At 63.8% G+C, this 23,712-nt stretch carries 23 protein-coding genes; 16 read left to right on the forward strand and 7 right to left on the reverse strand.

Going from position 1 to position 23,712, the window contains the following annotated elements; all coding sequences use genetic code 11:
- From AC2A04_RS10015 to AC2A04_RS10025, 3 genes are read right to left on the reverse strand one after another with little or no spacing between them, the layout of a single operon-like run.
- The gene (locus AC2A04_RS10015) at positions 1 to 1,884 is read right to left on the reverse strand and encodes a cytochrome c3 family protein (RefSeq protein ID WP_484212176.1); all 1,884 of its coding nucleotides are present in this window, start codon (positions 1,882 to 1,884) and stop codon (positions 1 to 3) included.
- 7 nt (positions 1,885 to 1,891) lie between these two features.
- On the reverse strand, positions 1,892 to 2,788 hold the full coding sequence (locus AC2A04_RS10020; protein WP_484212177.1) for a hypothetical protein: 897 nt from the start codon (positions 2,786 to 2,788) through the stop codon (positions 1,892 to 1,894).
- Between the two features lie 4 nt (positions 2,789 to 2,792).
- On the reverse strand, positions 2,793 to 5,369 hold the full coding sequence (locus AC2A04_RS10025) for a cyclic nucleotide-binding domain-containing protein (protein WP_484212178.1): 2,577 nt from the start codon (positions 5,367 to 5,369) through the stop codon (positions 2,793 to 2,795).
- Positions 5,370 to 5,673: 304 nt separating this feature from the next.
- Between AC2A04_RS10025 and AC2A04_RS10030 the strand changes: the two genes are divergently transcribed.
- From AC2A04_RS10030 to AC2A04_RS10040, 3 genes are all read left to right on the forward strand, one after another.
- Complete coding sequence (locus AC2A04_RS10030; RefSeq protein ID WP_484212179.1) at positions 5,674 to 6,687, forward strand: tetratricopeptide repeat protein; 1,014 nt, start codon at positions 5,674 to 5,676, stop codon at positions 6,685 to 6,687.
- A 317-nt stretch (positions 6,688 to 7,004) separates the two neighbouring features.
- Complete coding sequence (gene ctrA, locus AC2A04_RS10035; RefSeq protein WP_484212180.1) at positions 7,005 to 7,706, forward strand: response regulator transcription factor CtrA; 702 nt, start codon at positions 7,005 to 7,007, stop codon at positions 7,704 to 7,706.
- 161 nt (positions 7,707 to 7,867) lie between these two features.
- Positions 7,868 to 8,074, forward strand: a complete 207-nt coding sequence (locus AC2A04_RS10040) for a hypervirulence associated TUDOR domain-containing protein (RefSeq protein ID WP_484212181.1) — start codon at positions 7,868 to 7,870, stop codon at positions 8,072 to 8,074.
- A 4-nt stretch (positions 8,075 to 8,078) separates the two neighbouring features.
- On the opposite strand, the gene AC2A04_RS10045 is transcribed toward AC2A04_RS10040, so the two are convergent.
- Complete coding sequence (locus AC2A04_RS10045; RefSeq protein WP_484212182.1) at positions 8,079 to 8,900, reverse strand: helix-turn-helix domain-containing protein; 822 nt, start codon at positions 8,898 to 8,900, stop codon at positions 8,079 to 8,081.
- A gap of 129 nt (positions 8,901 to 9,029) precedes the next feature.
- Here AC2A04_RS10045 and trmB point away from each other — a divergent pair, with 129 nt between their 5' ends.
- The 3 genes from trmB (at position 9,030) to AC2A04_RS10060 (ending at position 11,286) form a co-directional block, all read left to right on the forward strand.
- Positions 9,030 to 9,746, forward strand: a complete 717-nt coding sequence (gene trmB, locus AC2A04_RS10050) for a tRNA (guanine(46)-N(7))-methyltransferase TrmB (protein WP_484212183.1) — start codon at positions 9,030 to 9,032, stop codon at positions 9,744 to 9,746.
- A 114-nt stretch (positions 9,747 to 9,860) separates the two neighbouring features.
- A complete protein-coding gene (locus tag AC2A04_RS10055; RefSeq protein WP_484212184.1) occupies positions 9,861 to 10,628 on the forward strand; it encodes a sulfite exporter TauE/SafE family protein in 768 nt (255 codons plus the stop codon).
- A gap of 130 nt (positions 10,629 to 10,758) precedes the next feature.
- Positions 10,759 to 11,286 (forward strand): hypothetical protein, encoded by a 528-nt coding sequence (locus tag AC2A04_RS10060; RefSeq protein WP_484212256.1) that lies wholly within the window; start codon positions 10,759 to 10,761, stop codon positions 11,284 to 11,286.
- Positions 11,287 to 11,288: 2 nt separating this feature from the next.
- Here the strand turns inward: AC2A04_RS10060 and nadB are convergent, their stop codons facing one another.
- Together nadB and AC2A04_RS10070 are read right to left on the reverse strand one after the other, a co-directional pair.
- Positions 11,289 to 12,887 (reverse strand): L-aspartate oxidase, encoded by a 1,599-nt coding sequence (nadB, locus tag AC2A04_RS10065; RefSeq protein WP_484212185.1) that lies wholly within the window; start codon positions 12,885 to 12,887, stop codon positions 11,289 to 11,291.
- Between the two features lie 389 nt (positions 12,888 to 13,276).
- Entirely contained in the window at positions 13,277 to 14,236 is a 960-nt protein-coding gene (locus AC2A04_RS10070; RefSeq protein WP_484212186.1) for an ABC transporter ATP-binding protein, read from the reverse strand.
- A 70-nt stretch (positions 14,237 to 14,306) separates the two neighbouring features.
- On the opposite strand from AC2A04_RS10070, the gene AC2A04_RS10075 reads away from it, so the two are divergent.
- The 9 genes from AC2A04_RS10075 to AC2A04_RS10115 all read left to right on the forward strand — a co-directional run bounded on the left by AC2A04_RS10075 (position 14,307) and on the right by AC2A04_RS10115 (position 20,858).
- The gene (locus tag AC2A04_RS10075; protein ID WP_484212187.1) at positions 14,307 to 14,507 is read left to right on the forward strand and encodes a zinc-finger domain-containing protein; all 201 of its coding nucleotides are present in this window, start codon (positions 14,307 to 14,309) and stop codon (positions 14,505 to 14,507) included.
- A 63-nt stretch (positions 14,508 to 14,570) separates the two neighbouring features.
- Positions 14,571 to 15,995, forward strand: a complete 1,425-nt coding sequence (gene tldD, locus AC2A04_RS10080; protein ID WP_484212188.1) for a metalloprotease TldD — start codon at positions 14,571 to 14,573, stop codon at positions 15,993 to 15,995.
- Between the two features lie 67 nt (positions 15,996 to 16,062).
- Positions 16,063 to 16,485, forward strand: a complete 423-nt coding sequence (locus tag AC2A04_RS10085; protein ID WP_484212189.1) for a hypothetical protein — start codon at positions 16,063 to 16,065, stop codon at positions 16,483 to 16,485.
- Positions 16,486 to 16,489: 4 nt separating this feature from the next.
- Complete coding sequence (locus AC2A04_RS10090) at positions 16,490 to 17,044, forward strand: DUF924 family protein (protein WP_484212190.1); 555 nt, start codon at positions 16,490 to 16,492, stop codon at positions 17,042 to 17,044.
- A 32-nt stretch (positions 17,045 to 17,076) separates the two neighbouring features.
- Complete coding sequence (locus AC2A04_RS10095) at positions 17,077 to 17,589, forward strand: N-acetyltransferase family protein (protein ID WP_484212191.1); 513 nt, start codon at positions 17,077 to 17,079, stop codon at positions 17,587 to 17,589.
- Positions 17,590 to 17,640: 51 nt separating this feature from the next.
- Entirely contained in the window at positions 17,641 to 18,777 is a 1,137-nt protein-coding gene (gene ispG, locus AC2A04_RS10100) for a flavodoxin-dependent (E)-4-hydroxy-3-methylbut-2-enyl-diphosphate synthase (protein WP_484212192.1), read from the forward strand.
- Positions 18,778 to 19,683: an EamA family transporter gene (locus AC2A04_RS10105; protein WP_484212193.1), complete on the forward strand. Its 906-nt coding sequence runs from the start codon at positions 18,778 to 18,780 to the stop codon at positions 19,681 to 19,683.
- Entirely contained in the window at positions 19,680 to 20,183 is a 504-nt protein-coding gene (locus AC2A04_RS10110; RefSeq protein ID WP_484212194.1) for an N-acetyltransferase family protein, read from the forward strand. The genes AC2A04_RS10105 and AC2A04_RS10110 overlap by 4 nt, the downstream gene beginning before the upstream one ends.
- 51 nt (positions 20,184 to 20,234) lie before the next feature.
- Positions 20,235 to 20,858 (forward strand): murein L,D-transpeptidase catalytic domain-containing protein, encoded by a 624-nt coding sequence (locus AC2A04_RS10115; protein WP_484212195.1) that lies wholly within the window; start codon positions 20,235 to 20,237, stop codon positions 20,856 to 20,858.
- 201 nt (positions 20,859 to 21,059) lie between these two features.
- Here AC2A04_RS10115 and AC2A04_RS10120 read toward each other — a convergent pair whose 3' ends face one another.
- Positions 21,060 to 22,469 carry a L,D-transpeptidase family protein gene (locus tag AC2A04_RS10120; protein ID WP_484212196.1) on the reverse strand — a complete coding sequence of 470 codons (1,410 nt, stop codon included), beginning with the start codon at positions 22,467 to 22,469 and terminating at the stop codon, positions 21,060 to 21,062.
- 177 nt (positions 22,470 to 22,646) lie between these two features.
- Between AC2A04_RS10120 and AC2A04_RS10125 the strand changes: the two genes are divergently transcribed.
- Positions 22,647 to 23,540 (forward strand): DMT family transporter, encoded by an 894-nt coding sequence (locus tag AC2A04_RS10125; protein WP_484212197.1) that lies wholly within the window; start codon positions 22,647 to 22,649, stop codon positions 23,538 to 23,540.
- The last annotated feature ends 172 nt before the right edge of the window (positions 23,541 to 23,712 follow it).

Below are 23,712 nucleotides of genomic sequence, written 5' to 3' on the forward strand. Positions count from 1 at the left end.
CTAGTGCAGCTTTACCGGCAACCGCGGCCTTTCAGCCACGGCCACAGTCTGCCCGACGCCTTTCTTTCTGTCCTTTGCCGGTGCCCACGGGGCGCCCGCGTCCATGTGATAGGAGTGGCACATCGCGCAGGAGGAATCGACCGGGTCCTTGACCGAAACCGAGGAAAGTTTCGCGCCATCGCCGCCGACGTGGCACGAGCGGCAGCCGCCCTTGCCGTCGATTCCGGGTACCAGCAGGTCGCTCGCCTTGTTCGAGGTTGCACTCTGGGTGTGGCAATCGGCGCAATCGCTCTTGTCGTGCGCCTTATGATCGAACCACCCCTTGTGATAGTAGCGGTCGTTCTGGGCGACGGGCTGCACGGCAAATCCGCCGCTCGCCATCGTGCCGCCGCGCGTGACGGTATGGCAATCGTAGCACATGCCGCCATTGGTGAAGACTTGCGCCACTGCCTGTTCGGCGCGGGTCGGATAGAAGCGGACGGCGCGGGCATAGTCTGCGGCGGTCGAACGCAGCGCGGCATCCCCGGGCACCCTGCGGGCAAGGCCCGATAGATTGGCCGGCCGGGCCGGCGCGCCGCCGCGATAGAACGCGCGCAAATCCGCCACCACTTGTTCGGGCTTGCCGTGGCGCAGGGTGCGGAACGTCCCGCCGACCTGGTCGAAGCTGAGCGAGTGGCAAGACTGGCAGGAATCTTCCATCACTACCGGTTTGAACCGCGTGCCGGTAGCATCGGCCTTGTGGCAGTCCTGGCAGTCGAGCCCGTCATTGGCGGCAAACCGGCCCGACATGCGGCGAACCATCTGCGCAATGCCATTGGTCTTCGACAGGTGCTGGCCGTGGGTGAACTTGAGGCCATTGTTCTCCTGCAAGGCAGGCGACCATGTCGCGCGCCGGAACAGTGGCTTGCCGCCGTCCATGCCGCTGATCACCATCGGCTTGAACTGGGGGTGGGCCGTTCCGAAATCGGCGGCATCGGCAAGTTTGGTGTCGGTCAAGCGACCCTTCATCCCGTTGTGGCAGTCGGCGCAGAACTTCTGCTGGGTTGCCGGCATAGCGCCTGCACCCTCGTGTTCGGTGTGACAATCGACACACCTGCCTGCCGGACGGTTGAAGGCGGTGGCGACGGCACGCTGGAGAGCAGCCATGCCGGTGGGCTCACCGCGCGCCTTCAGCAGGCGCGACTTGTCGGCGATGTGGTCGTGCGCGTCCTTGGTGTGGCAGGTGAGGCAGGCCTTGTCGGTCACCGCCACGAAGGCCTGCGTGTGACAGGCCTGGCAATCGCCGCCCAGGTTCTTGTGCGCGAGGCTCAAGGGTCCCGAAGACCAGGTCTGGTCGGCATGGAAGCTGTCAGGCCGGCGCGCCTTTTCCTGCATCGCCAGCGGCTTGTAGGTCATGTAGCTGTAGATCGGGAACGCGAGGAACGCGATCAGCACGAGCACGGCGAAGGTCCAGGCCGACATGCGCTTGCCGGGCAGCAGGCCCTTGAGCGTATAGACCGTGGTGATGTCCTTGTCTTCGGCCGAGTCCGAGACGGCTTCCACGCGGCGCACGGTGAAGGTCGGCAGGCCCGACTCGCCATCGCGCGACAGCGTCAGGCGGTGGCCGCCGAAGGTTATCTCCGCGCCGACGCCCGCGTCGAGCGCGGCTTGCGTGGTCGAGCGCCCGTTGACCTCGAACGGTTGGGCGCCGACCGAGGTGATCGTCAGGATGCCATCGGCACCCTGCGCCACAACGGCGTGGCGTGGATCGACCGCAAGGTCGGGGAGGTGGATGCCGTTTGCCGCATCGCGGCCAATGGACAGTTCGGCACCCTCGACGGTCGAGGGACGCACGATCTCCTCGCCACTGGACTTGAGCGCGATCTGGCGGACAAGAAAGCTCATCGTTCGCTCACCAGTAGAAGAAGACGCTGACGATATGGGCGGAAAGCGCCGCAATCAGCGCAAAGGTCACGGGCACGTGGACATAGAGCCAGGCCTGCAACCAGGACTTGAGCTTCAGGTGTCGTCGCATTCGCCCGAGCATGGCCTCCTTGCGCGTCAGCAGCGCATCGACCTTGTCGATCGGATCGTCGGCGATGCGGGGCTTGTAGGCGCGCATACGCCGCAGTTCCGCGGCGGCGTGGCGCGTCGCGCACTTGGTGTACTTGCCGGTGATGCGGTTCCAGAACGAGCCGGCGAACGGGTCTTCCTCGAGACTCATGTTGACCAGTGCCGCGCATTGCGGATCGAGTGGCTGGGCCGCATCGTGAATCTGCCGATCGAGCGAGCGAATTGCCTCGATCATCTGCTTTTCGGTAATCGCGCCTTCATCGTCATAGCGGTTGGCCGAAAGCGCGCGGGGCAGGGTGGCATAGACCCAGATGCCGAACACACCCGATGCAATCACCAGCAGCATCAGCCCCCAGGCAAGCGTGTGCACGTTCCAGCCGAAGTGGAAGCCCGAATGCAGCGTGCCGATTACTGTCAGGCACAGGCCGAGATAGACATGCGCGCTGGTCCATGCCTTGAGGCTCCACCGCCCCGGCGTGATCGCGCGCTTGCGCATGCCAAGCATGGTCAGCCACAGGATCAGCAGCGCGCCGATCGTGCCGAGCGTATAGCCGAGCCAGCTCGATCCGAAGTGCTGCCCGGGAAGCGGCACGAAGATGTAAAGTGCGATCAGGCCGATTGCGAGCGCGGCGGAAAACTTGCCCCAGAACAGGTTGCCGTGGCGCAGAAAGCCTTCATGCGTGGACGTCCGCTCGCGCGAGGTCCCGGTGCGCTTCTTGGGTGCGATCGTCGCCATGGCCTCAGGCTCCCTCGTTTTCGAGGCGGGAGACGGTCAGGAACTCGTCGGGCGAGACGCGGATGGCGGCGCCGGTCGGGCAGGCGCGCACGCAGCTGGGTCCCCCTTCGATCCCGGCGCACATATCGCACTTGATTGCCTTCTTGCGGTCAAGCAACTCGTCAACCGCAGGGTCGCCGGTATATTTCGTGTTCTTCTTCGACCACTTGTAAGGCGGCTCGCCCGGTCCCGGACCGGACCCGAAGAACAGCCACGACAATAGCGAGGGCTTCCTGGGCGGCACCTTGTCCATGCGGATCACGCCGTAGGGGCAGTTGCGCTGGCAATTGCCGCAGCCGATGCAGGTGTCGTTGATGAAGACTTCGCCGTCAGGCCCGCGATGGATCGCATTGGGCGGGCAATCGGCCATGCAGTGCGGGTGTTCGCAGTGGCGGCACGATGTGGGCACGTGGAGATGGGCAAAGCTCTTGCCCGCCTCGCGGTCGAGCCGCGAAAGGCCGTCGTGGCTATCGGCGCAGGCCTTCTCGCAATTGTCGCAACCCACGCACAGGCGCTCGTCGATCAGGAGGACGTCGGTCGCCTCGCCCAGACCCTGGCTGACGAGGAACTTGGCCTGCTCGGAATAGAGATCGACGACGCCCGAGAAACTGTCCTTCTTGGATTCGATGAAGGCGTTGGTTGCGCGGCGCACCTCCATGTCCTTGCGCGCGCGGTCGAGCAGGGCAGGCTTGGCGGCGAGCACCCGGCCAAACGCCTCGCCGTCGATCTTGATCACCTCGCTCTTGATCGCGGCGCGCACCGTGGCGGTGCGGCGGCCACCATCGATCAGTGCCATTTCACCAACGTAGGAACCGGCGGGCAGATACGAGAGGAACACGGGCTTTCCGCCCACTTCCTTCTCGACGATCATCGAGCCGACGCGGATGACATAGATGTCCTTGTCCTCGTCGCCCTCCTTGATGATCGCATCGCCCGCGCGGACGGCCATGATCTTGGCGGAATCGACGACTTCGGCGATGTCGGCGCTGGTCAGGCCCGATCCGAACATCTGCAGGATCTGGCGTTCGGTCGATATGCGCTCGATCGCGCGGCGGGCAGTCGGCACCTGGCTCTGCAGCTTGAGCGCGGCGTTGCGGCTGATCTCGACGCAGATGGTGTCTTCGGCTGCCACGATCGTCGCGCCGCGCCGCCGCCCGGAAATCAGGCCGACCTCTCCGAAGATCGTGCCCGAAGGAATGGCGATGACCTTCGACGGGTCCTTTTCGTCGAGCCGGACGTTGACCGAGCCCGAGGCGATCGCAAAGAGCGAGGACCCCGGGTCGTTCTTCTCGAACACCGTCTCGCCCTTGGCATAGGCGCGCGCGGAGGAATCGAGCATGAATTCGCGCAGCTGCAGCGTGGTCATGCCATCGAGGATGGTCACGTTGGTGCGCAGGAACTCCAGCCATTCGTTGACCGAACGGTTGCCGGGGAGCCCGGCAAACTTGGCCTCGAGCAGTGGCTCGTCCGCTGGCTTGAGGCCTGTGTTGCCGTTGATGAACTCGACGACGTCGTAGCCCTGGTTCATGCAGTGCTTGATCAGCGGATAGCCCGCCAGCGCGCCGATCACGAAGATGCCGGGTGCGGTCGATTCGAACTGCGGCGACAGGGTGGGGAAGGCGAGGCGGTCCGCGCTGGCGAACTCGATGCCGCAGCCTTCGACAAAGCCGCGCGGCGGGGCCGAGCCGATGCGCGCGATGATCCGGTCGCAGCGGATGCGTTCCTCGCCATCACGCGTGGCAAGGGTGATCCAGCCCGGTTCGACCGACTTGGTCTCGGTCTCGTAGCGGATGGTCAGCTTGCCGGCGGCGTCATCTTCGACCAGCGCCTTGGCGTTTGGTTCTTTCGCGGTGGCAAAACTTTCGCGCACGTTGGTCGATTTCGGCGCGCGGTTGAGCACGGTGACGACATTGCCTTGCGCCGGGTCTTCGACAAGGCCGCGCGCATTCTCGATCCCTGCGTCGCCGGTGCCGACCACGACGATGTGCTGGTCGAGCACGGCATAGGGATCGTCAAGCTGGTAGGTCACGTGCGGAAGATCGCCGCCGGGGCAGCGCATCAGGTTGGGATTGCCCTGCGTACCGATCGCCAGGACGACGTTTTCGGCCATGACCGTCTCGCCATTGGTCAGCTCGATGGCATAAGGCGGGGCAAAGCGCTGGAGTTCGGTGGTCGTGCTCGATCCGTCGCGCGCGCGGGTGACGATCTTCTGGACCGATCCCTCGATCGCAGGACCCGTGCCTTTGATCGACTTGACTTCGGCATTGTATTTCACGTTCACGGCAAGTTCGGCGGTGCGCCGGTTCCACTTGTCGAGAATGTCTTCTTTCTTGCCGGCGTCGAATTCCTGATCGGACCGCAGGATAAGCTGCGATGGCGTGGCCATCACATGCTTGCCCTTCTGGTATTTGTAGATTGTGTCCGAGAGGTGATCGGTCTTCTCGAGCAGCACATGGGCAAGCCCAAGCTGCGCCGCACGGCCGGCCGCGCTCATGCCTGCCGGGCCGGAGCCGATAATCGCAACTTTGAAAACCTCGCCCACCGGTATGCGTCCCCCGCATCACGCGCAAGAACGGCGCCTGTGCCTGCGCCTGCCCTTATCCGAAAACCGATTGCGACCCCTAAGGGCACGACTTTAACCGATACACCCGGCAATGCCAGCCGCAATTTGGCCCGCCGCAATTTGGCCAACCGCAATTTGGCCGGCGGCAATTTGCGCGACGGTCAGGCGCGCTTCAGGTTCACATTGGACTTGCCGCGCAACACCTTGCGTGCGACCCGTGCTGCGCGATATGCGCAAGGCGTTACGCAGGGTTGCCGCCCACGGCACCCGACAGGAGTTCTTGATGACCGAGCCGCAGTCCCCGCTTTCGCCCGAGCCGACGCCGGACAAGCGTGACGATGCGCAAGGTTCGTCACGCATCGGCCGGATCGCGCTGGTGGCAGCGGGCGTGATCGCGCTGGGAGCCGGTGGCTTTGCCATGATGCGCGGGCCCGAGAACCCGCCACCGCAGGCCCAGCCGCCAGCAGCCCTGCCGAGCCAGCAGCCCTCGGTGGACGATGTCATCGCAAAGCTGGAAAAAAAGCTCGCAGAAAGCCCCGAAGATGCCGAGGGCTGGCGTATGCTGGGCTGGTCCTATTTCCAGACCGAACGCTATGCCGAGGCGGCCACCGCGCTCAAGAAGGCGACGAAGCTCGATCCCGAGCATGCCGAGACGTGGTCGTTCCTGGGCGAAGCGCTGGTCCTGGCCAGCAAGGAAGAAGGCCGGATGCCGCGTGATGCCAAGGCGGCGTTCGACAAGGCGATCAAGCTTGACCCCGAGGATGCCCGTGCCCGCTATTTCCAGGCGGTCGCGATGGACCTTGGCGGGCGCCACCGCCAGGCCATCAACGCCTGGTTCGATCTGCTCGAAGATACGCCTGCCGATGCGCCCTATGCCGAGGATATCCGCGAGGTGATCCGCAACGTGGGCGAGCGTCGCAAGATCGATGTCGAGAAGCGCCTTGCCGAAGCCCGCTTCGCGGCGCCCGCCAATGGCGTGATCACCGATGGACCGCACAAGGCCGCAGCCGGCATTCCGGGGCCGACCTCGGAAGAAATGAAGGCAGCTGCGGGCCTGCCCAAGGGGCAGCAGGAAGCGATGATTCGCGGTATGGTCGATGGGCTTGAGGCCAAGCTCGACAAGAACCCGGCAAATGTCGACGGCTGGATTATGCTGATGCGCAGCCGGATGCAGCTGGGTGAGCCGCGCAAGGCGGGCGAGGCACTGAAAAAAGGGTTGGCGGCATTCCGCAACGATGGGGCCGAAGCGCGAAAATTGCGTGAAGCGGCGTCGAGTCTGGGCGTGGCCGGAGCCTGATTCGGCTGACTGCGCCATGGTGAGGCGTCTTTTTCCGCCGGTTCGTTAACTTTTATGACTCACTCTCGCTACGCGCAGGGCCGTCGTGATTCATTGTGGCACACCTGATAAATCGGGCAAATCCCACCCGATCTGAATCGGTTACCGCCCTGCCTGAGTCATTACCGCCCACTTCGGTGGTTAACACGATGACTCTCTTGGACATTGTTTACAGCAAATTAACCTTTCATGTTCATTCCTCCTATGGTTAATGGCGGTCAACACGGGTTTAGTCCGGGTTAATTGCTGCGGGGACATGGCAAGTAAGGGGCGGATCAATGCGCGTACTGCTGATCGAAGACGAACCGACGACCGCCAAGGCGATCGAACTGATGCTGACCACCGAGGGCTTCAACGTCTATTCGACCGATCTCGGCGAAGAGGGCCTCGATCTCGGCAAGCTCTATGATTACGACATCATCCTGCTCGACCTGAACCTGCCGGACATGCACGGCTACGATGTGCTCAAGAAGCTGCGCGTCGCAAAAGTGCAGACCCCGGTCCTGATCCTTTCGGGCATTTCGGAAATGGACAGCAAGGTCCGCTCGTTCGGCTTCGGTGCCGACGACTACGTGACCAAGCCCTTCCACCGTGAAGAACTGATCGCCCGCATCCACGCCGTGGTGCGTCGTTCGAAGGGCCATTCGCAGTCGGTCATCCGCACCGGCAAGCTTTCGGTCAACCTCGATGCCAAGACCGTCGAGGTCGACGGCGCCCGCGTGCACCTGACTGGCAAGGAATACGCGATGCTCGAGCTGCTCTCGCTGCGCAAGGGCACCACGCTGACCAAGGAAATGTTCCTCAACCACCTCTACGGCGGCATGGACGAACCCGAACTCAAGATCATCGACGTGTTCATCTGCAAGCTGCGCAAGAAGCTGGCGCATGCCTGCGGCGGTGAAAACTACATCGAAACGGTCTGGGGCCGCGGCTACGTGCTGCGCGATCCCGATGACATGGCGGCGACCGAAGCGGCCTGATCTTCCGGATCATCTCACGCCATCCCTCGAAACGGCCTGCCATGATCGGCGGGCCGTTTCTGTTTGGGGCTTGGCAGTTCGGACCTGCCTGTGCGGGCAGAGGCAGGAACCAGAGCCGCCTTCACCCGCTCATCCTCGAACCGGAACAAGGATGAACGAGCATGGCAAAGTCACTCAAAACTGGCGACAAGGTCTCGTGGAGCAGCCACGGCGGAAGCGCGCACGGAAAGGTGGTGCGCAAGCTGGAAAAGCCGACGACCATCAAGGGCCACAAAGTTGCTGCCTCCAGGGACAACCCCGAGTTTCTCGTCGAGACCGACGAGGGAAAGCGGGCCGCACACAAACCCGGTGCCCTCCGTCGGGATTAAGTGCTCAGTCTATGCGGTTGAAGTAGGTCGTTTCCATCTCCGGCATTCCTTGCGCTGCCCAGACGATCGTTTCGGTCATCGACCTGCCGTCCCTCTCCACCGTATAGACGCGGGTTGCGACAGGCTTGCCGGCCTTTCCCAAGGTCATGACGAGCGTATTGGGCGCAGGCTGGCGCAACGACACGGTATCGATCAGGGTCATGTTACCCGATACGGGAACCGGCACGCCATCGGTAGCCGCGGTCGAGCGCGCCTCCTGCAGGGCTCCATCAGGTCCCACGATATCGACCCGGGTCGTCCAGCGTCGATCGGTCGAGACGGCGAATGCGATCGTCACGCTGCGCGGGCGCTCAGCCTCCGGTATTCGGGCCGTGTCGAGTGACCACCTGCCCGCAAGCTGCGAAAGACTGGCGGGTTCGGACTGCGCGGCATCGGGCGAGCGGGAGGGCTGAACGCTGCTGGACGATACAAGCAGTAGTCCGGCGACGAGGGGCAACATGGCTGACATGGAGATCCTTCCTTTCGATCGATGAGCCTCCGCAATGGCGGGCTCCCTCGTGGCCTGGGCTGGATCGCCTGTTTCGGTAAGATCAGTTTTTCTGGGCCATATTTCCTGTCCGGAAACCAGCCTGGCCAGCTCCCGGCTACTGCCGATGCCGGTCTTGCGCCGTGCATCGCGCAGGCGCTCGTTGATCGATGCTTCGCTGCGCCCAAGGCTGGCGGCAATCGATTTGATCGTATGGCCCGCCGTGAGCAGGAGAAGAACCTCCATTTCCTTCTCGTTGAGCACGGCAATCGCACGGGCGGCAGGATCGTTGGCGGCCATGGCGCCTGATCACCACAGCGCGCCAGGCCCGTCCATCCAAATTTCTTGTCCCCGGACGAACATTCACACGGGCCGAGCCCGGACCGTCCGTATTGACCCATGGTTGACCCACTGCCAAATGCCCCCACCATGACAGCGCACAAATCCGGCGATCCGACCACGCTCAACCGTCTCTATGGCCGCGCCAAGGGCAAGCCCTTGCGTCAGGGCCAGCAGGGCCTGGTCGATACGCTGCTGCCCCGCATCGCGATGCCGGCCGAAGGTCCGATCACCTCAGAAGTGCTGTTCGGCGAGCCGCGCCCCTTGCACTTTGAAATCGGCTTCGGCGGAGGCGAGCATATGGCATTCCGTGCCGACATGCTCCCAGATCACGGCTTCATCGGGGCAGAGCCCTTCCTCAACGGCGTGGCGCAGGCGCTGACGCACGTTGCCGGCGACAACGGCCAGCATGCGCCGCTGGGCAATGTGCGCATCCATCATGGCGACGCGCTGGAAGTGCTGCAGCGCATTCCCGACGGTTCGCTGTCGTTTCTGTACCTGCTGCATCCCGATCCCTGGCCCAAGGCGCGGCATGCCAAGCGGCGGATGATGAATGATGGCCCGCTGAACATGTTTGCCGCCAAACTGAAGCCCGGCGGCGAATTCCGCTTCGGGACCGACCACGACGTCTATCTGCGTCATGCGCTGATGGTCATGCGTGGCCATAAACACCAGTTCGAATGGCTCGCGAATGACTGCGCCGACTTCCAGACTCGCCCCGGCGGATGGCCTGAAACCCGCTACGAGCACAAGGCGCGCACCGTGTACGGGCATGAAGTCTGGTATTTCCGTTATCGCCGCCGGTGAGAGCATTCGACTCGTCGCAAAAAACTCTCCCTTTATGGTAGAGTATAATTTCTTCTATTTTGGTAGAGATTGAATCCCGCTAGCCCTCCGCCCCAGAAACAGGGGTGGAATCAGATGGACTTTCTTGCCGCAATTGATTGGACGGCCTTGTGGCCGTTTATTGCCGTGGGTTTTGCGGCGCAAATGGTCGACGGTGCTCTGGGGATGGCCTTCGGCGTCATCTCGAACACGTTGATGGTCGGCGTCCTGGGTATCCCGCCGGCCCTTGCATCACAGCGCGTCCACATCGTCGAATGTTTCACGACCGCAACGTCGGGCATCAGCCATCTCATCCATGGCAACGTCGACAAGAAGCTGTTTTTCCGCCTGCTGCTGCCGGGCATGGCGGGCGGCATCCTTGGTGCCTACGTCCTGTCGTCGCTCGATGCGTCGCTGGTGAAGCCCTGGGTCCTGCTCTATCTCACCGCGATCGGCATCTATCTCCTGGTTCGCGGCATTCTCTATCCGCCCAAGATCAAGGAAGCTGGCTGGGTCGCGCCGCTCGGGCTGGTCGGGGGCTTCCTCGATGCTGCCGGCGGCGGCGGCTGGGGACCGGTAGTAACTTCCAACCTGCTGATTCAGGGCGCTGATCCGCGCAAGGTTGTGGGCACGGTGAACACGGTCGAGTTCTTCCTGACGCTTACCGTGTCGGCGGCATTCATCTGGCACCTTGGCTTTGCCGATGTTGCCGGACCGACTCTCGGCTTCCTCATCGGTGGTATCGCAGCAGCCCCGTTCGGAGCGTGGGCGGCAAAGCACATTCCGGCCAAGGCCATGCTCATCATGGTCGGCGTGGTGCTGACCCTGACCAGCCTTTACGGTGCCTACAAGGCATTCGGCTGATACCGGCAGGCAGCGACTGCGGGTTGAACCGCAGTCGCTGCCAGTCCTGACGGTTACCAGCCGTTAACCATGTCCTGCCACTATCCACCCTGTCGCCCGGCCGAGTCCGGTGCGGCTGGAGGGCACGATCATGGCGCGTTACGACGCAAGCGGAATGACCATCGCCGAACTGCGCGAGTTCGCCAGCTTCGCGCCTTGCGAGCAGCGTTACATCCGCCGCAGTCTCGACATTGCGCTTGGCCGTGGCGACGCGGTCGTGCGTTGGGCGCGCGATGAGGATGAGGCGGCCTCGATCCGCGCGCAAGTCTGCGCCTACCGCGAACTCGTTTCGCTGCGCCGGATGCTTCCCCGGGTGGAAGGGATCGACAGTCTGGAGCCGTTCATGGGACGCCTCATGAGACTGTCTGCGTTCGACCTCGTCCAGGCGCGCATCGCAGGCTTTTCCGCCTATCGCTTTCTTTACGAACGGCTGCTTGGAGCCGAAGTGCGGCCATGGCTGCCCTCGGCCTTTTGCAGTGCTGCCGCGCTGCCGCTGATCCGGCCGGACCGCCGACGCGATCTGCTCCAGTCGATCAGCGAGGCCGCCGCCACCGCGCATGGCTGGTCAACCCGCGCGCCCTCGTTCTATCCCGAATTCGTCGAGACCGAAGCCGCCTAAGTCTAAGGCACCAGCACGGTGTCGCGCGCGATTTCGTCGGTCTGGGGGAAATCCAGCGTATAGTGCAGGCCGCGGCTCTCGTGCCGGGCCCGGGCCGACCGCACGATCAGGTCCGCGCTCTGCAGCAGGTTGCGCAGTTCGATCAGGTCGGTCGTCACGCGGAAGTGCCCGTAGTAGTCGGCGACCTCGTCCGAGAGCATCTGGATGCGGTGCGCGGCGCGCTCGAGGCGCTTGTTGGTGCGAACGATGCCGACGTAGTTCCACATGAACCGGCGGATTTCGGTCCAGTTCTGCTTGATCACCACTTCCTCGTCTGAATCGGTGACCCGGCTTTCGTCCCATCCGCGCACCTCGGGCGGAGCGTCGAAGCTTTCCCACCGGCGCAGGATGTCGCGCGCGGCAGAATCGCCGAACACGAAGCATTCGAGCAGCGAGTTTGATGCAAGGCGATTGGCGCCGTGGAGTCCGCTCTCGGTGCATTCGCCCGCGGCATAGAGGCCGGGCAGGTCGGTGCGTCCGTCCAGATCGATCAGCACGCCGCCACAGGTGTAATGCTGCGCCGGCACTACGGGGATCGGTTGCCGGGTCATGTCGATCCCCAGACCCATGAGCTTTTCATAGATGTTGGGGAAATGGCCCTTCACGAAGTCGGCGGGCATGTGGCTGATATCGAGATGGACGAAATCGAGGCCGAACTTCTTGATCTCGGCGTCGATCGCGCGGGCCACCACGTCGCGCGGGGCGAGTTCAAGCCGCTTCGGGTCGTAGAACTCCATGAAGCGCTGGCCGGTGCGGGGATTGACGAGGCGACCGCCTTCGCCGCGCACGGCCTCGGTGATCAGGAAGTTCTTGATCTCGAGGTTGTAGAGGCAGGTCGGGTGGAACTGCATCATCTCCATGTTGGAGACGCGCGCACCCGCTCGCCACGCCATGGCAATGCCATCGCCCGTTGCGCCGCGCGGTGCGGTAGAGAACTGGTAGACGCGCCCCGCACCGCCCGTGGCAAGGATCGTGGCACGCGCGGTATGCGCCTCGACCTTGCCGGTCGCTTCATCGAGCGCATAGACCCCCCAGATGCGGCCCGAACCCGAATAGCGGGCGGCCTCATGGCGGCCCGTGATCAGATCGACACACGTGCGTCCCGGCAGAAGGGTGATGTTGGCATGTTCCCGCGCGGCCTTGAGCAAGGCCTTCTGCACGGCGGCACCGGTAGCGTCATCGACATGGACGATGCGGCGGTGAGAATGCCCGCCTTCGCGCGTGAGATGGAGCGATCCGGCCTCAGCATTGAACGGCACACCCAGTTCGGCAAGCCGACTGATGGCGGCAGGCGCGTTCTCGACCACGAATTCGACCGTCTCGCGCCGGTTGAGCCCGGCGCCGGCAATCATCGTATCGCGGATGTGATCCTCGAAGGTGTCGCCGGCATCCAGCACGGCGGCGATGCCACCCTGCGCCCAGTTGGTGGAGCCGCCATCGAGCGCTCCCTTGGCCAGAACGAGCACGCGGCACTTTTCGGCGAGCACGAGAGCCGCCGTGAGGCCTGCCGCCCCCGAGCCGATGACCAGCACGTCATGGCCACCTTCCAGATCACCGCTCACTGGCGGACTCCCTTCCACTTCTGCCGCAAGCGGCCGGGAAACCGCCCTAGCTTGGAGGCGCGGATGTGGAAAGGTCTGCAAGTCAGGTGAGTGCCTTCAAACCGATCCGGTTTTAATGTTCCTAACCACGAATGACACTTGTTTCGCAGTTGCAGCATGATACGTAGTATCCCTTAGCGATCACCGCTGGGACGCTTTTGATGTCAAAGTTTCGCCTATTGTGCTTGCTGAACAGCCACCGTCCGGTTCGCGAAGGCATTGGCTGGAATGGCGTAACCTATGTCGGGAAATGCAAGCATTGCGGCGCGGCAATTCGCAGGCGAGACAGGGGCGGCTGGCGCAAGCGCCTTCCGCCGGAGACCTCCGCTTCATCTGGTTCTGACGCCTGATCAGATCCCGTCGCGGGGGCCGCTGGTAAGGCTCACGAACACATCTTCGAGATCGGCTTCGCGCGTCGAGACATCGACGATCGCATAACCCTGCCCTTGCACGAGCGACATGACTTCGCCCGCCGTCATGCGGTCCTTGTCGTAGCCGATCTCCACCTGACGCTCGCCCGTGACTGCGCTCTTGATGAAGGCTGGATGTTGCGGTGCAGTATCCACGGCGCGATCAAGGGTCAGCACCACGATCTTTTCGCGCGCCATGTCGACAAGCTCGCGGGTCGGCTTGTTGGCGATCAGCTTGCCGTGATTGATGATCGCGATCCGGTCGCAAAGCTGTTCGGCCTCTTCGAGGTAGTGCGTGGTCAGGACGACAGTCACACCCTCGGCGTTCAATTCACCGACCAGCTCCCACAACTGTCGCCGCAGCTCGACGTCGACACCAGCGGTCGGCTCATCGAGCACAAGCACCGGTGGGCGGTGGACCATCGCCTTGGCAATCAGCAGGCGCCGCTTCATCCCGCCTGAAAGCGAGCGCGAATAGGCGTTGGCCTTGTCCTCGAGGTGAACTGCGCGCAGCAGTTCCATCGTCCGGCGCATGGCCTTGGGTACGCCGTAAAGCCCCGCCTGGTTGTCCAGCACCTCTGCCGGCGTGAAGAACGGGTCGAAGACGATTTCCTGGGGGACGATCCCGATCGAAGCCTTGGCGTTGCGCACGTCATGGTCGATGTCATGGCCCCAGATCTCGACTTTGCCGGAGGTTTTCATCACCAGCCCGGCCAGCGTGTTGATCAGCGTTGATTTGCCCGCGCCATTGGGGCCGAGCAGGCCGAAAATCTGCCCTTGGGGAACGTCGAAGCTCACGCCGTCGAGCGCAAGCTTGCCTGCCGTCTTGCTAGTCGGGGCGTAGCGCTTGACGAGATTCTGGATGCGGATCGCGGGTGCGGCGTCAGGGCTTGATTGCATGCGCGCTGCCTGCCCGATGCTGGGGCAAAACGCAATTGTCTGCGCCCTTCGCATTTGCTAGCGCAGCGCCATGATTCAGCCGCCAGAAACCGTCTTCACCGATCACACCCGCGTCAAGTGCGATGGCGCTTCCGAAATCCGGGGCGGCTCGGCTCTCGGTCATCCGCGCGTCTGGCTCGAGATCGACGAGCGCGGCTTCGTCGAATGCGGCTATTGTGACAAGCGCTTCGTGCTCAAGGGCGGCCCGGCCGACAGCGCCCAGGCAGCCTGATTTCGCTCGGGCTGCTGTAAAGCGCGCATTGGCTTTGCCGGCAGAGCGCCTATATCGGGTGCGATGACCCAGATCGATACCCGCTCGCTGCTTTACCGCTCCGGCCTGCTCACCCCAGATGATGCGCAGCGCCTCACGCGAGAGGCCCTGAATGCCTGCGACGATGGCGAACTCTATCTCCAGTTCATTGCATCGGAGAGCTTCGGCTTCGACGATGGGCGGCTGAAGACGGCCGATTATTCGCGCGATGCCGGCTTCGGCCTGCGCGGCGTCTCGGGCGAGATGACCGGCTTTGCCCATGCCAACGAAATTTCCGCCGCCGCCATCGCGCGTGCCGGCGAAACGCTGAGGTTGCTCGATCCGGCCAAGGGCAGCGCCGCGCCGCCGCCGCGCCAGAATAACCGCCATCTCTATACCGATGCCTCGCCGCTCGATGCCGTGCCGTTCGAGGCCAAGGTCAAGCTGCTCGAGACGATCGATGCCGCCGCCCGCGCTCGCGATCCGCGCGTTGCGCAGGTCTCGGCGTCGCTGTCCGGCTCGTGGTCGGTGGTCGAGATCGTTCGCGCAGATGGCTTCGTCGCGCACGACGTGCGCCCGCTGGTGCGGCTCAACGTCTCGATCGTTGCGGAGAAGGATGGCCGACGCGAGACGGGCTCATTCGGAATCGGCGGCCGCCGCCTGTATGATGATCTGTTCGCTCCAGCAACGTGGAACCGCGCTATCGACGAGGCGCTGGCGCAAGCGCTGGTCAATCTCGATTCCGTCGCCGCGCCAGCGGGTGAGATGACCGTTCTGCTCGGCCCCGGCTGGCCGGGTGTCCTGCTTCATGAAGCCGTCGGTCACGGTCTTGAAGGCGATTTCAACCGCAAGGGCACCAGCGCGTTCTCGGGCCGGATCGGCCAGCGTGTCGCTGCGCCCGGCGTCTCGGTGGTGGATGACGGCTCGATCGCCGGGCGGCGCGGCTCGCTCTCGATCGACGATGAGGGCACGCCCACGCAGGAAAACGTGCTGATCGAAGACGGAATTCTCAAGGGCTACATCCACGACCGCCTCAACGCGCGCCTCATGGGCGTTTCGCCCACGGGAAATGGCCGCCGCGAAAGTTATGCCCACGCGCCGATGCCGCGCATGACCAACACGTTCATGCGCGCAGGCAACGATGACCCGGCCGAACTGCTTTCGCGCGTGAAGAACGGCATCTTCGCCAAGTCCTTTGGCGGCGGGCAGGTGGACATCACCAGCGGCAAGTTCGTGTTTTCCTGCACCGAGGCCTATCGCATCGAGAACGGCAGGCTGGGCGCGCCGATCAAGGGGGCTACGCTGATTGGCGATGGCCCGACCTGCCTGACCAAGGTGACGGGCATCGGCAACGATCTGGCGCTGGATGAAGGCGTGGGCGTTTGTGGCAAAGGTGGGCAGAGCGTGCCTGCAGGCGTCGGACAGCCGACCTTGCTGGTCGAAGGTTTGACCGTGGGCGGGACGGCCTGAGCTTCAGCAAGGGTTCAGCCGAATCGGCCTATCGATCAGCGATCGAATTTTGGGAAAGGTGCGAGCCATGACAATCGTTGCAAGCAAGATCGTCGCAAGCCTGGCTGCGGGATCGCTGCTCCTTGCCGGAGCCGCAGCCGATGCCAAGCCGCGCCTGACGCCCGAGCAGCAGCTCGCCAAGACGCTTGAAGGCCGGGTGGCTGGCGAGCCGGTGGATTGCATCTACAATCCGCAGGTCACTTCGACACGGATCTACGACAAGACCGCGATCGTCTACGATTCGGGCAGCACGATCTACGTCAATCGTCCCGATGCCGGACTTTCGTCGCTCGACGATGACGACATCATGGTGACCCGCACTTTCGGTTCGCAACTGTGCAGCATCGACATAGTTCGCATGGTTGACAGGTCGGGCGGTTTCTTTCGTGGCTCGGTGAGCCTGGGAAAGTTCGTGCCCTACAAGAAGGTCAAGGTCGCTCAGGCGGACTGACCGGATGACGGCACCGCGGGCCGGGTGGCAGCAGCAGCTTCTGCAGTTCTGGTTTCACAAGCTGGACAACAAGCAGCGCTTTGCGCGCGATGAGGCGGTGGATCGCGTGATCCGCCGCCGTTTTGCACCGCGTTTGCGCTGGTTCGGGCAGCAGCCTTCGAGCACGTTCCTGCGCGATGCGCAAACTGCGCGCGCAGCGATCATCCTGTTCGATCAGGTGCCGCGCAACAGCTTCCGCGATGATCCTCGTGCCTTTGCTTTCGACCGCAAGGCCCGCGCCATCACGCATGGCGCATTGTCGCGCGGCTGGCTTTCCGCTCTGGCGCGGGAAGAGCGCGAGTTTTTGCTGATGCCGCTCATGCATTCCGAAGCGATCGCCGACCAGCGTGAAAGCGTTCGGCAATTTACCCGTCTTGGCGATGCATCGACCCGGCGGTTTGCCTTGGCGCACTGGCGCATGATCGCAAGGTTCGGGCGCTTCCCTCATCGCAATGCGCTGCTTGCGCGCGCTTCCAGCCCCGCTGAAACAAGGGCGGTCGCTGCGGGCAACCACTGGTAGAATCGTGCGGGAACTCGCGATATGGAGCGGCCATGACGCTCCGCCTCGCCCAGCCTTCCGACGTTCCCGCCATCGCAGAGCTTGGCCGCCGGGCCTTCGTCGCCAAGTTCGGCTTCCTCTACAGCCCGGAAAATCTCACGCAGTTCCTCGAGGACATGCATTCGCACGCCAAAGTGGCGAGGGAAGTGGCCGACCCGGGCATGAAGGTCGCCGTGATCGACGACGACGGTATTCTGGCCTCGTTCTGCAAGATCGTCCGCACCAGCAGCCTGCCCACGCACACCGACGCGCGTGCGCCGATCGAGCTCAAGCAACTCTATACCGATCCCGACCTTATCGGTCGCGGCCACGGTGCGCGCCTGATGGAGTGGGCGCTGGCAGAGGCGCGCGGCTGGGGCGCCGACGAGATTCAGCTTTCGGTCTATGCCGACAATCCGCAAGCGCAGAAATTCTATCATCGGTACGGTTTTGCAAAGGTAGCCGACATCGAATTCTGGGTCGGCAATCACTGCGACCCCGAGTTCATGTTTGCCTTGCGCCTTTGACGGACATTCAGACGCCTTCCAGTCCGCCGCGTCAGTCCCTATAGGGGCAGCATGTCCTCGATCCGTCCATGGCGCGATATCGCGCGTCGCAAGAGCCGCCAGATCATGGTCGGTGCGGTCCCCGTCGGCGGAGATGCGCCGATTACGGTGCAGACCATGACCAACACGCCGACCTCGGACGCGGTCGCCACGATCGACCAGATCCGCCGCTGCGAGGAAGCGGGCGCCGACCTGATTCGCGTGTCGTGCCCGGATGTGGAAAGCACCGCCGCGCTGCGCCAGATCGTGCGCGCCGCGCGCGTGCCGCTGATCGCGGACATCCACTTCCACTACAAGCGCGCTCTCGAAGCCGCCGATGCGGGCGCTGCCTGCCTGCGCATCAATCCCGGCAATATCGGCAGCAGCGACCGCGTTGCCGAAGTCGTGCGTGCCGCCAAGGCCAATGGCTGTGCGATCCGCATCGGCGTCAACGCCGGCAGCCTCGAGCGCGACTTGCTGGAAAAGTACGGCGAGCCATGCCCCGAGGCGCTGGTCGAATCTGCTCTCGATCACATCAAGCTGCTGCAGGACCACGATTTCCACGAATACAAGGTGGCGGTGAAGGCCTCGGACGTGTTCCTCGCCGTCGCTGCCTACATGGGCCTGGCCGATGCAGTCGATTGCCCGCTGCATCTCGGCATCACCGAAGCGGGCGGATTGATCGGCGGGACAGTCAAGTCCTCGATCGGCATCGGCAACCTGCTTTGGGCCGGCATTGGCGATACCGTGCGCGTCTCGCTCTCGGCCGAGCCGGAAGAGGAAGTGCGCGTCGGGTTCGAGATTCTCAAGAGCCTCGGCCTGCGCACGCGCGGGGTTCGCGTCGTGTCCTGTCCATCCTGCGCGCGGCAGGGCTTTGACGTCATCCGCACTGTCGAGGCGCTGGAAAAGCGCCTCACCCACATCAAGACGCCGATCTCGCTCTCTGTGCTCGGCTGCGTCGTCAATGGTCCGGGCGAAGCGCGCGAGACCGACATCGGCATCACCGGCGGCGGCAACGGCAAGCACATGGTCTACCTTTCGGGCGTGACCGACCACCACGTGCAGTCCGAGCAGATGCTCGACCACATCGTGGCGCTGGTCGAGGCCAAGGCCGCTGAACTCGAAGACGACACCACCGACGCCGGCAACACGATCGAGGCTGCGGAGTAATTGCCTCCGCGCAATGGCCTGCCGCTGACGCACGCTCTGCTGGCTCTGGCGATCATGGTCGTCTGGGGCACGAATTTCGTCGTGGTCAAAGTTGCGATCACGCACCTGACGCCGCTGACTCTCGCGCTCCTTCGGTTCGCCTTTGCGTTCTTCCCGCTTGCCTTGTTCCTTCCGCGCCCGAAAGTGCCGTGGCGGAACCTTGCAGCCTACGGGTTGCAGATCGGTGTCGGCCAGTTCGGCGTGATGTTCACCGCCATGCGAGCCGACATAACGCCGGGGCTCGCCAGCCTCGTTGTCCAGATGCAGGTGTTCTTCACCATCGGGCTGGCGATGAAGCTCTCGGGCGAACGGCTCGCGCTGTTCCAGATCGTGGCGCTCGCCCTTGCGACAGCGGGGCTGGGCGTGATCCTGACTCACACTGATGGCAGTGCGACGCCTCTTGGTATCGGTCTGACGCTTTTCGCCGCGATGGCGTGGGCAGGCGGCAACATGGTTGCCCGCGAGGCCGCACGGATCGACCCGGCGCTCAACATGCTGGCCTATGTCGGATGGTCGGCTCTGTTCGCTGTGCCGCCGCTGCTGGCTCTCGCCCTGTTCATGGAAGGGCCGCAAGCCATGGCCGCAGGACTTGCAGCCGCAGACGGCTGGACCTGGGGCGCTGTTGCCTGGCAGGCAATCGGCAACACGATGTTCGGTTATGCCGCCTGGGCGTGGCTGCTCGGACGGCATCCCGCGGCCCAGGTCGCGCCGATGGCACTGCTGGTGCCTGTCTTCGGCCTTGCGGCGTCGGCATTGGTCCTGCACGAGCCGTTGCAGCCATGGAAGCTGTCAGCGTTCGCGCTGGTCATGGCGGGCCTGGCCTTGGGCATGCTGTGGCCACATTTCAGATCGAGGATGACCCGATGACCCTGTCCATTCGCCCGGCTGCGCGCGCCGATATCGGCCTGATCGCAGACCTGATCCGCGCATTGGCCGAATACGAAAAGCTCGCACACGAAGTGCGTTTCGACGAAGAGACGCTGGACCTCAAGCTGTTCGGGCCTCGTCCTTATGCCGAGGTCGTGATTGGCGAAGTCGATGGCGTGGCACAGGGCTTCGCCTTGTTCTTCCACAACTTCTCGACGTTTGAGGGCAAGCCGGGGATCTACCTCGAAGACCTCTTCGTAAAGCCCGAGGCGCGCGGATCAGGCCTCGGCAAGTCCCTCCTCGCCCATCTCGCAGCGCTGGCGGTGGAGCGTGACTGTGCAAGGCTCGAATGGTCGGTGCTCGACTGGAACGAGCCGACGATTGGTTTCTACAAGTCGCTCGGCGCGCGCTTCATGGACGAATGGACGATAATGCGGGTCGATGGATCGGCGCTGGCGCAACTTGGCGCGAATGCTGGAAATCTGGTCGAAAACCGCTAGGATGCGATGCGTTCACGCTGGATAAGGGGTTGGCGTGATAGGGACTGGGCCATGAGCATCGAGGTTGACAGGCGAACGGTTCTCGCAGGCGTGGCGGCCAGCGCTGCTGCTGCCGTGTTCCCGCCACGCGTTGCCGCCGCCACATATTATCCTACCGAGCAGCACCGCCGCGTGCTCGATCTGGCCAAGGACCTGGTCGAGCGCCACCGTCCGGCGCTGTGGCGCACCGACATGGTCGGGATCGCCGATTTCGCGATGCCGTCGTCGCTGCCGCGCTTCCATTTCGCCAATCTCGAAAAGGGCGAGGTGCGTTCATTTCTCGTCGCGCATGGTCGCGGCTCCGACCCCGAGCATGACGGGTTCCTCAAGACGTTCTCGAACGAAGTAGGCAGCCTTGCCACCTCGCGCGGGGCCTATGTCACCTACGAATGGTACAAGGGCAAGTACGGCACCTCGATTCGGCTGGGCGGGCTCTCGCCCGAAAACACCAACGTGCTCGATCGCGCGATCGTGTTGCACCCGGCCTGGTACGCCAACCCCGACATGCTCGACAAATGGGGAAAGCTTGGCCGTTCTGACGGCTGCTTCGCCATGGGCGAACAGGATTTCAACGAGGCGCTGTGGCACCTGTCGGGCGGGCGGCTGATCTACGCCGACCGGCTCGGGCTGGGCTGATCGGGTCGGGCCTGATCGGGTCGGGCCTGATCGGGTCTGGGGTGGCGCCGCCCCTTGGTGCGACTTGTCAGATGCCAGCGCCAGCATCGCTCGCAGTTGTAGGGGTGAAGGACGAGGCCGCTCCTGGTCGCGGCCTCCACCGCATCGTCACGGCTCGCGTAGCGCGCCTTGCGCTCGCAAACGCTAAGCCGTGTCTTCATCTTACAGCGGGTTGTCGAGCTTGATCACCGCTTCGTTGCTCTTGCGCTGGGTCGTATGTTCCTGGCGCGGCTGCGCGAAGCTGGCGAGCACCGGTGCGTCGCGACCGTAGATGTCGGGGAAAGAGCGCAGCATGCCGGTCACATCGCGCGCGACCGTGAAGTACGTCAGGTAGACCGGGAAAGTCTTGGTCATCGGCACCTTGGTGTAGGTCTTCGAAGTGTGCGCCGTCACCGCGTCTTCCGGCGTCATGCTGGCGCCCAGGATCGCCATGGTCATCGCCAGTTCGGTCGCGCGCTCGACGCGGACGCAACCGTGGCTCAGCGCACGGGCGGGCAGGTTGAACAGGTTGCGGTTGGGCGTGTCGTGGAGGAAAATCGCATGCTCGTTGGGCATGTCGAGCTTCATCCGGCCCAGCGAATTGCCGTCGCCCGGCTGCTGGACGACGTAGATCGTGCCATCGGCGGCCTTGGTTACCTTGTAGCCTTCACGCTCGGCCTGTCTGGGATTGCCGACAAGGCGCGCGCCAAGCCCTTCGCCCACCACGATCGACTGCGGCACGGTCCAGGTCGGGTTGAAGATCACGCCTTCGACGGTTTCGGCGAGCTGCGGCGTGGCTGTTTTGCCGGGCTTCCCGACGATGACCTTGTACGTGCTGATGATCTTGTTGCGCACCGTCAGGCGAAGCATTTGCTCGGGCACGTTAGCGAGAAGATATTGCGTGCCCAGATCGCGCGAGAGCCAGCGCCATCGATCCATGTTGGCCCGGATCATGGCCGCCTGCTTGGGTGTCTGCGCCTTGGGTAGCGAGGCCTTGAGCGCGGCATAATCGGGCACAGTCGGATTGAGCGCCATCAGCGCGCCCTTGACGTCGCGCCGTACCAATGCGTCGGCGAGAATGAGCGATGTCGGGTTGGTGTCCTGATCGGGATCGACCGCAAACCACTGGACGCGCGCGGTCATCGGCGTGCGACCGTCGCGCAGGTCTTCGGCGAGCCACGTGAACAGCCGCGTGGCGATGGCGTCCAGTTCCGGGCCTTCGCCCTTCACGATCGCGGCCGAAAGCGCCTCGGGTTCGTAGTCCTTGGCGAATAATCCCTCACTGCCGATGCCCTTGATCGTGGCGAGCAGGCTCTGCGCGTCGGTCTGCGACCAGTGCGGCGTCGGCATCGGAGGCAGGGGCTGAGGAGCCGGGGGCGACGCAGTGGAGGGCGCCGCGGTTGGAGCCGGTTGCGCAGCGGGCTGCGCCTGTCTGGTCAGATCGACCGGGCCAGCCGCCCGCGCGGTCGGCGGCGCGGCATTCTGCGCGGCGACAGGTTGTACGGCCATTGTCGTTGCGAGAAGGGGCGAGAGGCCGAGAATGGCAAAGCCCAGCTTGCCGGTAAGGCCGGTTCCGTCGATCGCACGCTTCACATTCAGATCCCTGTATTCGTCACGCCGCGCTGGAGCAGCGTCAACTTCATGTCTTTGCAGTGTCCTGCCCCAAGCCCGGACCTCGATCAAGCATTGCGCCTGACTGGAGCCTGAATCACGAACGACGATGCATAGAAGATGGTTTCAAGCTGCAACCATTTTCCCTATGTCCCGGCGATGAACCCGCCGCGTGTCCATCTTATGCCCGTGCTTGCAGTCCTCTCCGGACTTGCGCTGTTCTCGATCATGGACGGGGTGATGAAGGCTGCCTCGATTCTCTCGGGTGCCTATGCCGCGATGTTCTGGCGCGGCCTTGCAGGCTCGGCCATGATGTTTCCCCTGTGGCTGCGTCGGCGCACCGGCTGGCCTGCGCGCGAGACGATGATGGTCCATCTCCTGCGCGGCGTCGTCGCAGCCTGCATGGCGACGCTGTTCTTCTATGGAATCGTCCGCACGCCGCTGGCCGAAGGCATCGCGCTCTCGTTCATCGCGCCGCTGATCGCGCTTTATCTTGCTGCAGTAATGCTGGGTGAGACGATCCAGCGCGCCGCGATCGGCGGCTCGGTCCTCGCCCTGGCAGGCGTCGTCGTGATCGCCTCGCGCAAGTTCGACGGTCATTCGGACGTCGAGGCGATAAAGGGTCTCGTAGCGATCCTCGTTTCTGCGGTCCTCTATGCATGGAACCTCGTGCTGCAACGGCGGCAGGCACAGATCGCTGGCCCCGAGGAAGTGGCCTTCTTCCAGACGCTGATCTGTTTCCTGTTCCTCGGGATCGGTGCGTACTGGTTCGCGCCCTGGCCCAGCACAACCGCTTGGGGCCTGATCGTGGTCTCCGCGGCCCTGTCCACCGGATCGCTCATGCTGCTCAGCTGGGCCTACGCCCGGGCCGAGGCCCAGGTGCTGGTTCCGCTGGAATATACCGCGTTCGTCTGGGCAGCGGTTGTCGGCTGGATCGCCTTTGCCGAGGAGGTCACCCTGGCCACTTTGGCGGGCGTCGTCCTGATCGTGGCCGGGTGCCTCTACGCCACCCGCCGCAACGCCGATCCGCCGCGTCCGGAGATGCCAAACTGACGCTCTATTGCTATTGAAAATCAATAAGCGAATATTTGTGCAATTGCGGCATCGATTGGTGCCCTGCCGCCCTTGACGAGGGGCAGGTTTGCGCGCATCGCGCTCTCGCTTTCAGGCCGTAATCCGCCGTGCCGCGTGGGTTTTCCCTATCGCGATTCCCCGCGCGGCATCA

It is taken from the genome of Novosphingobium sp. HNCC26DJ243, from assembly GCF_057180545.1.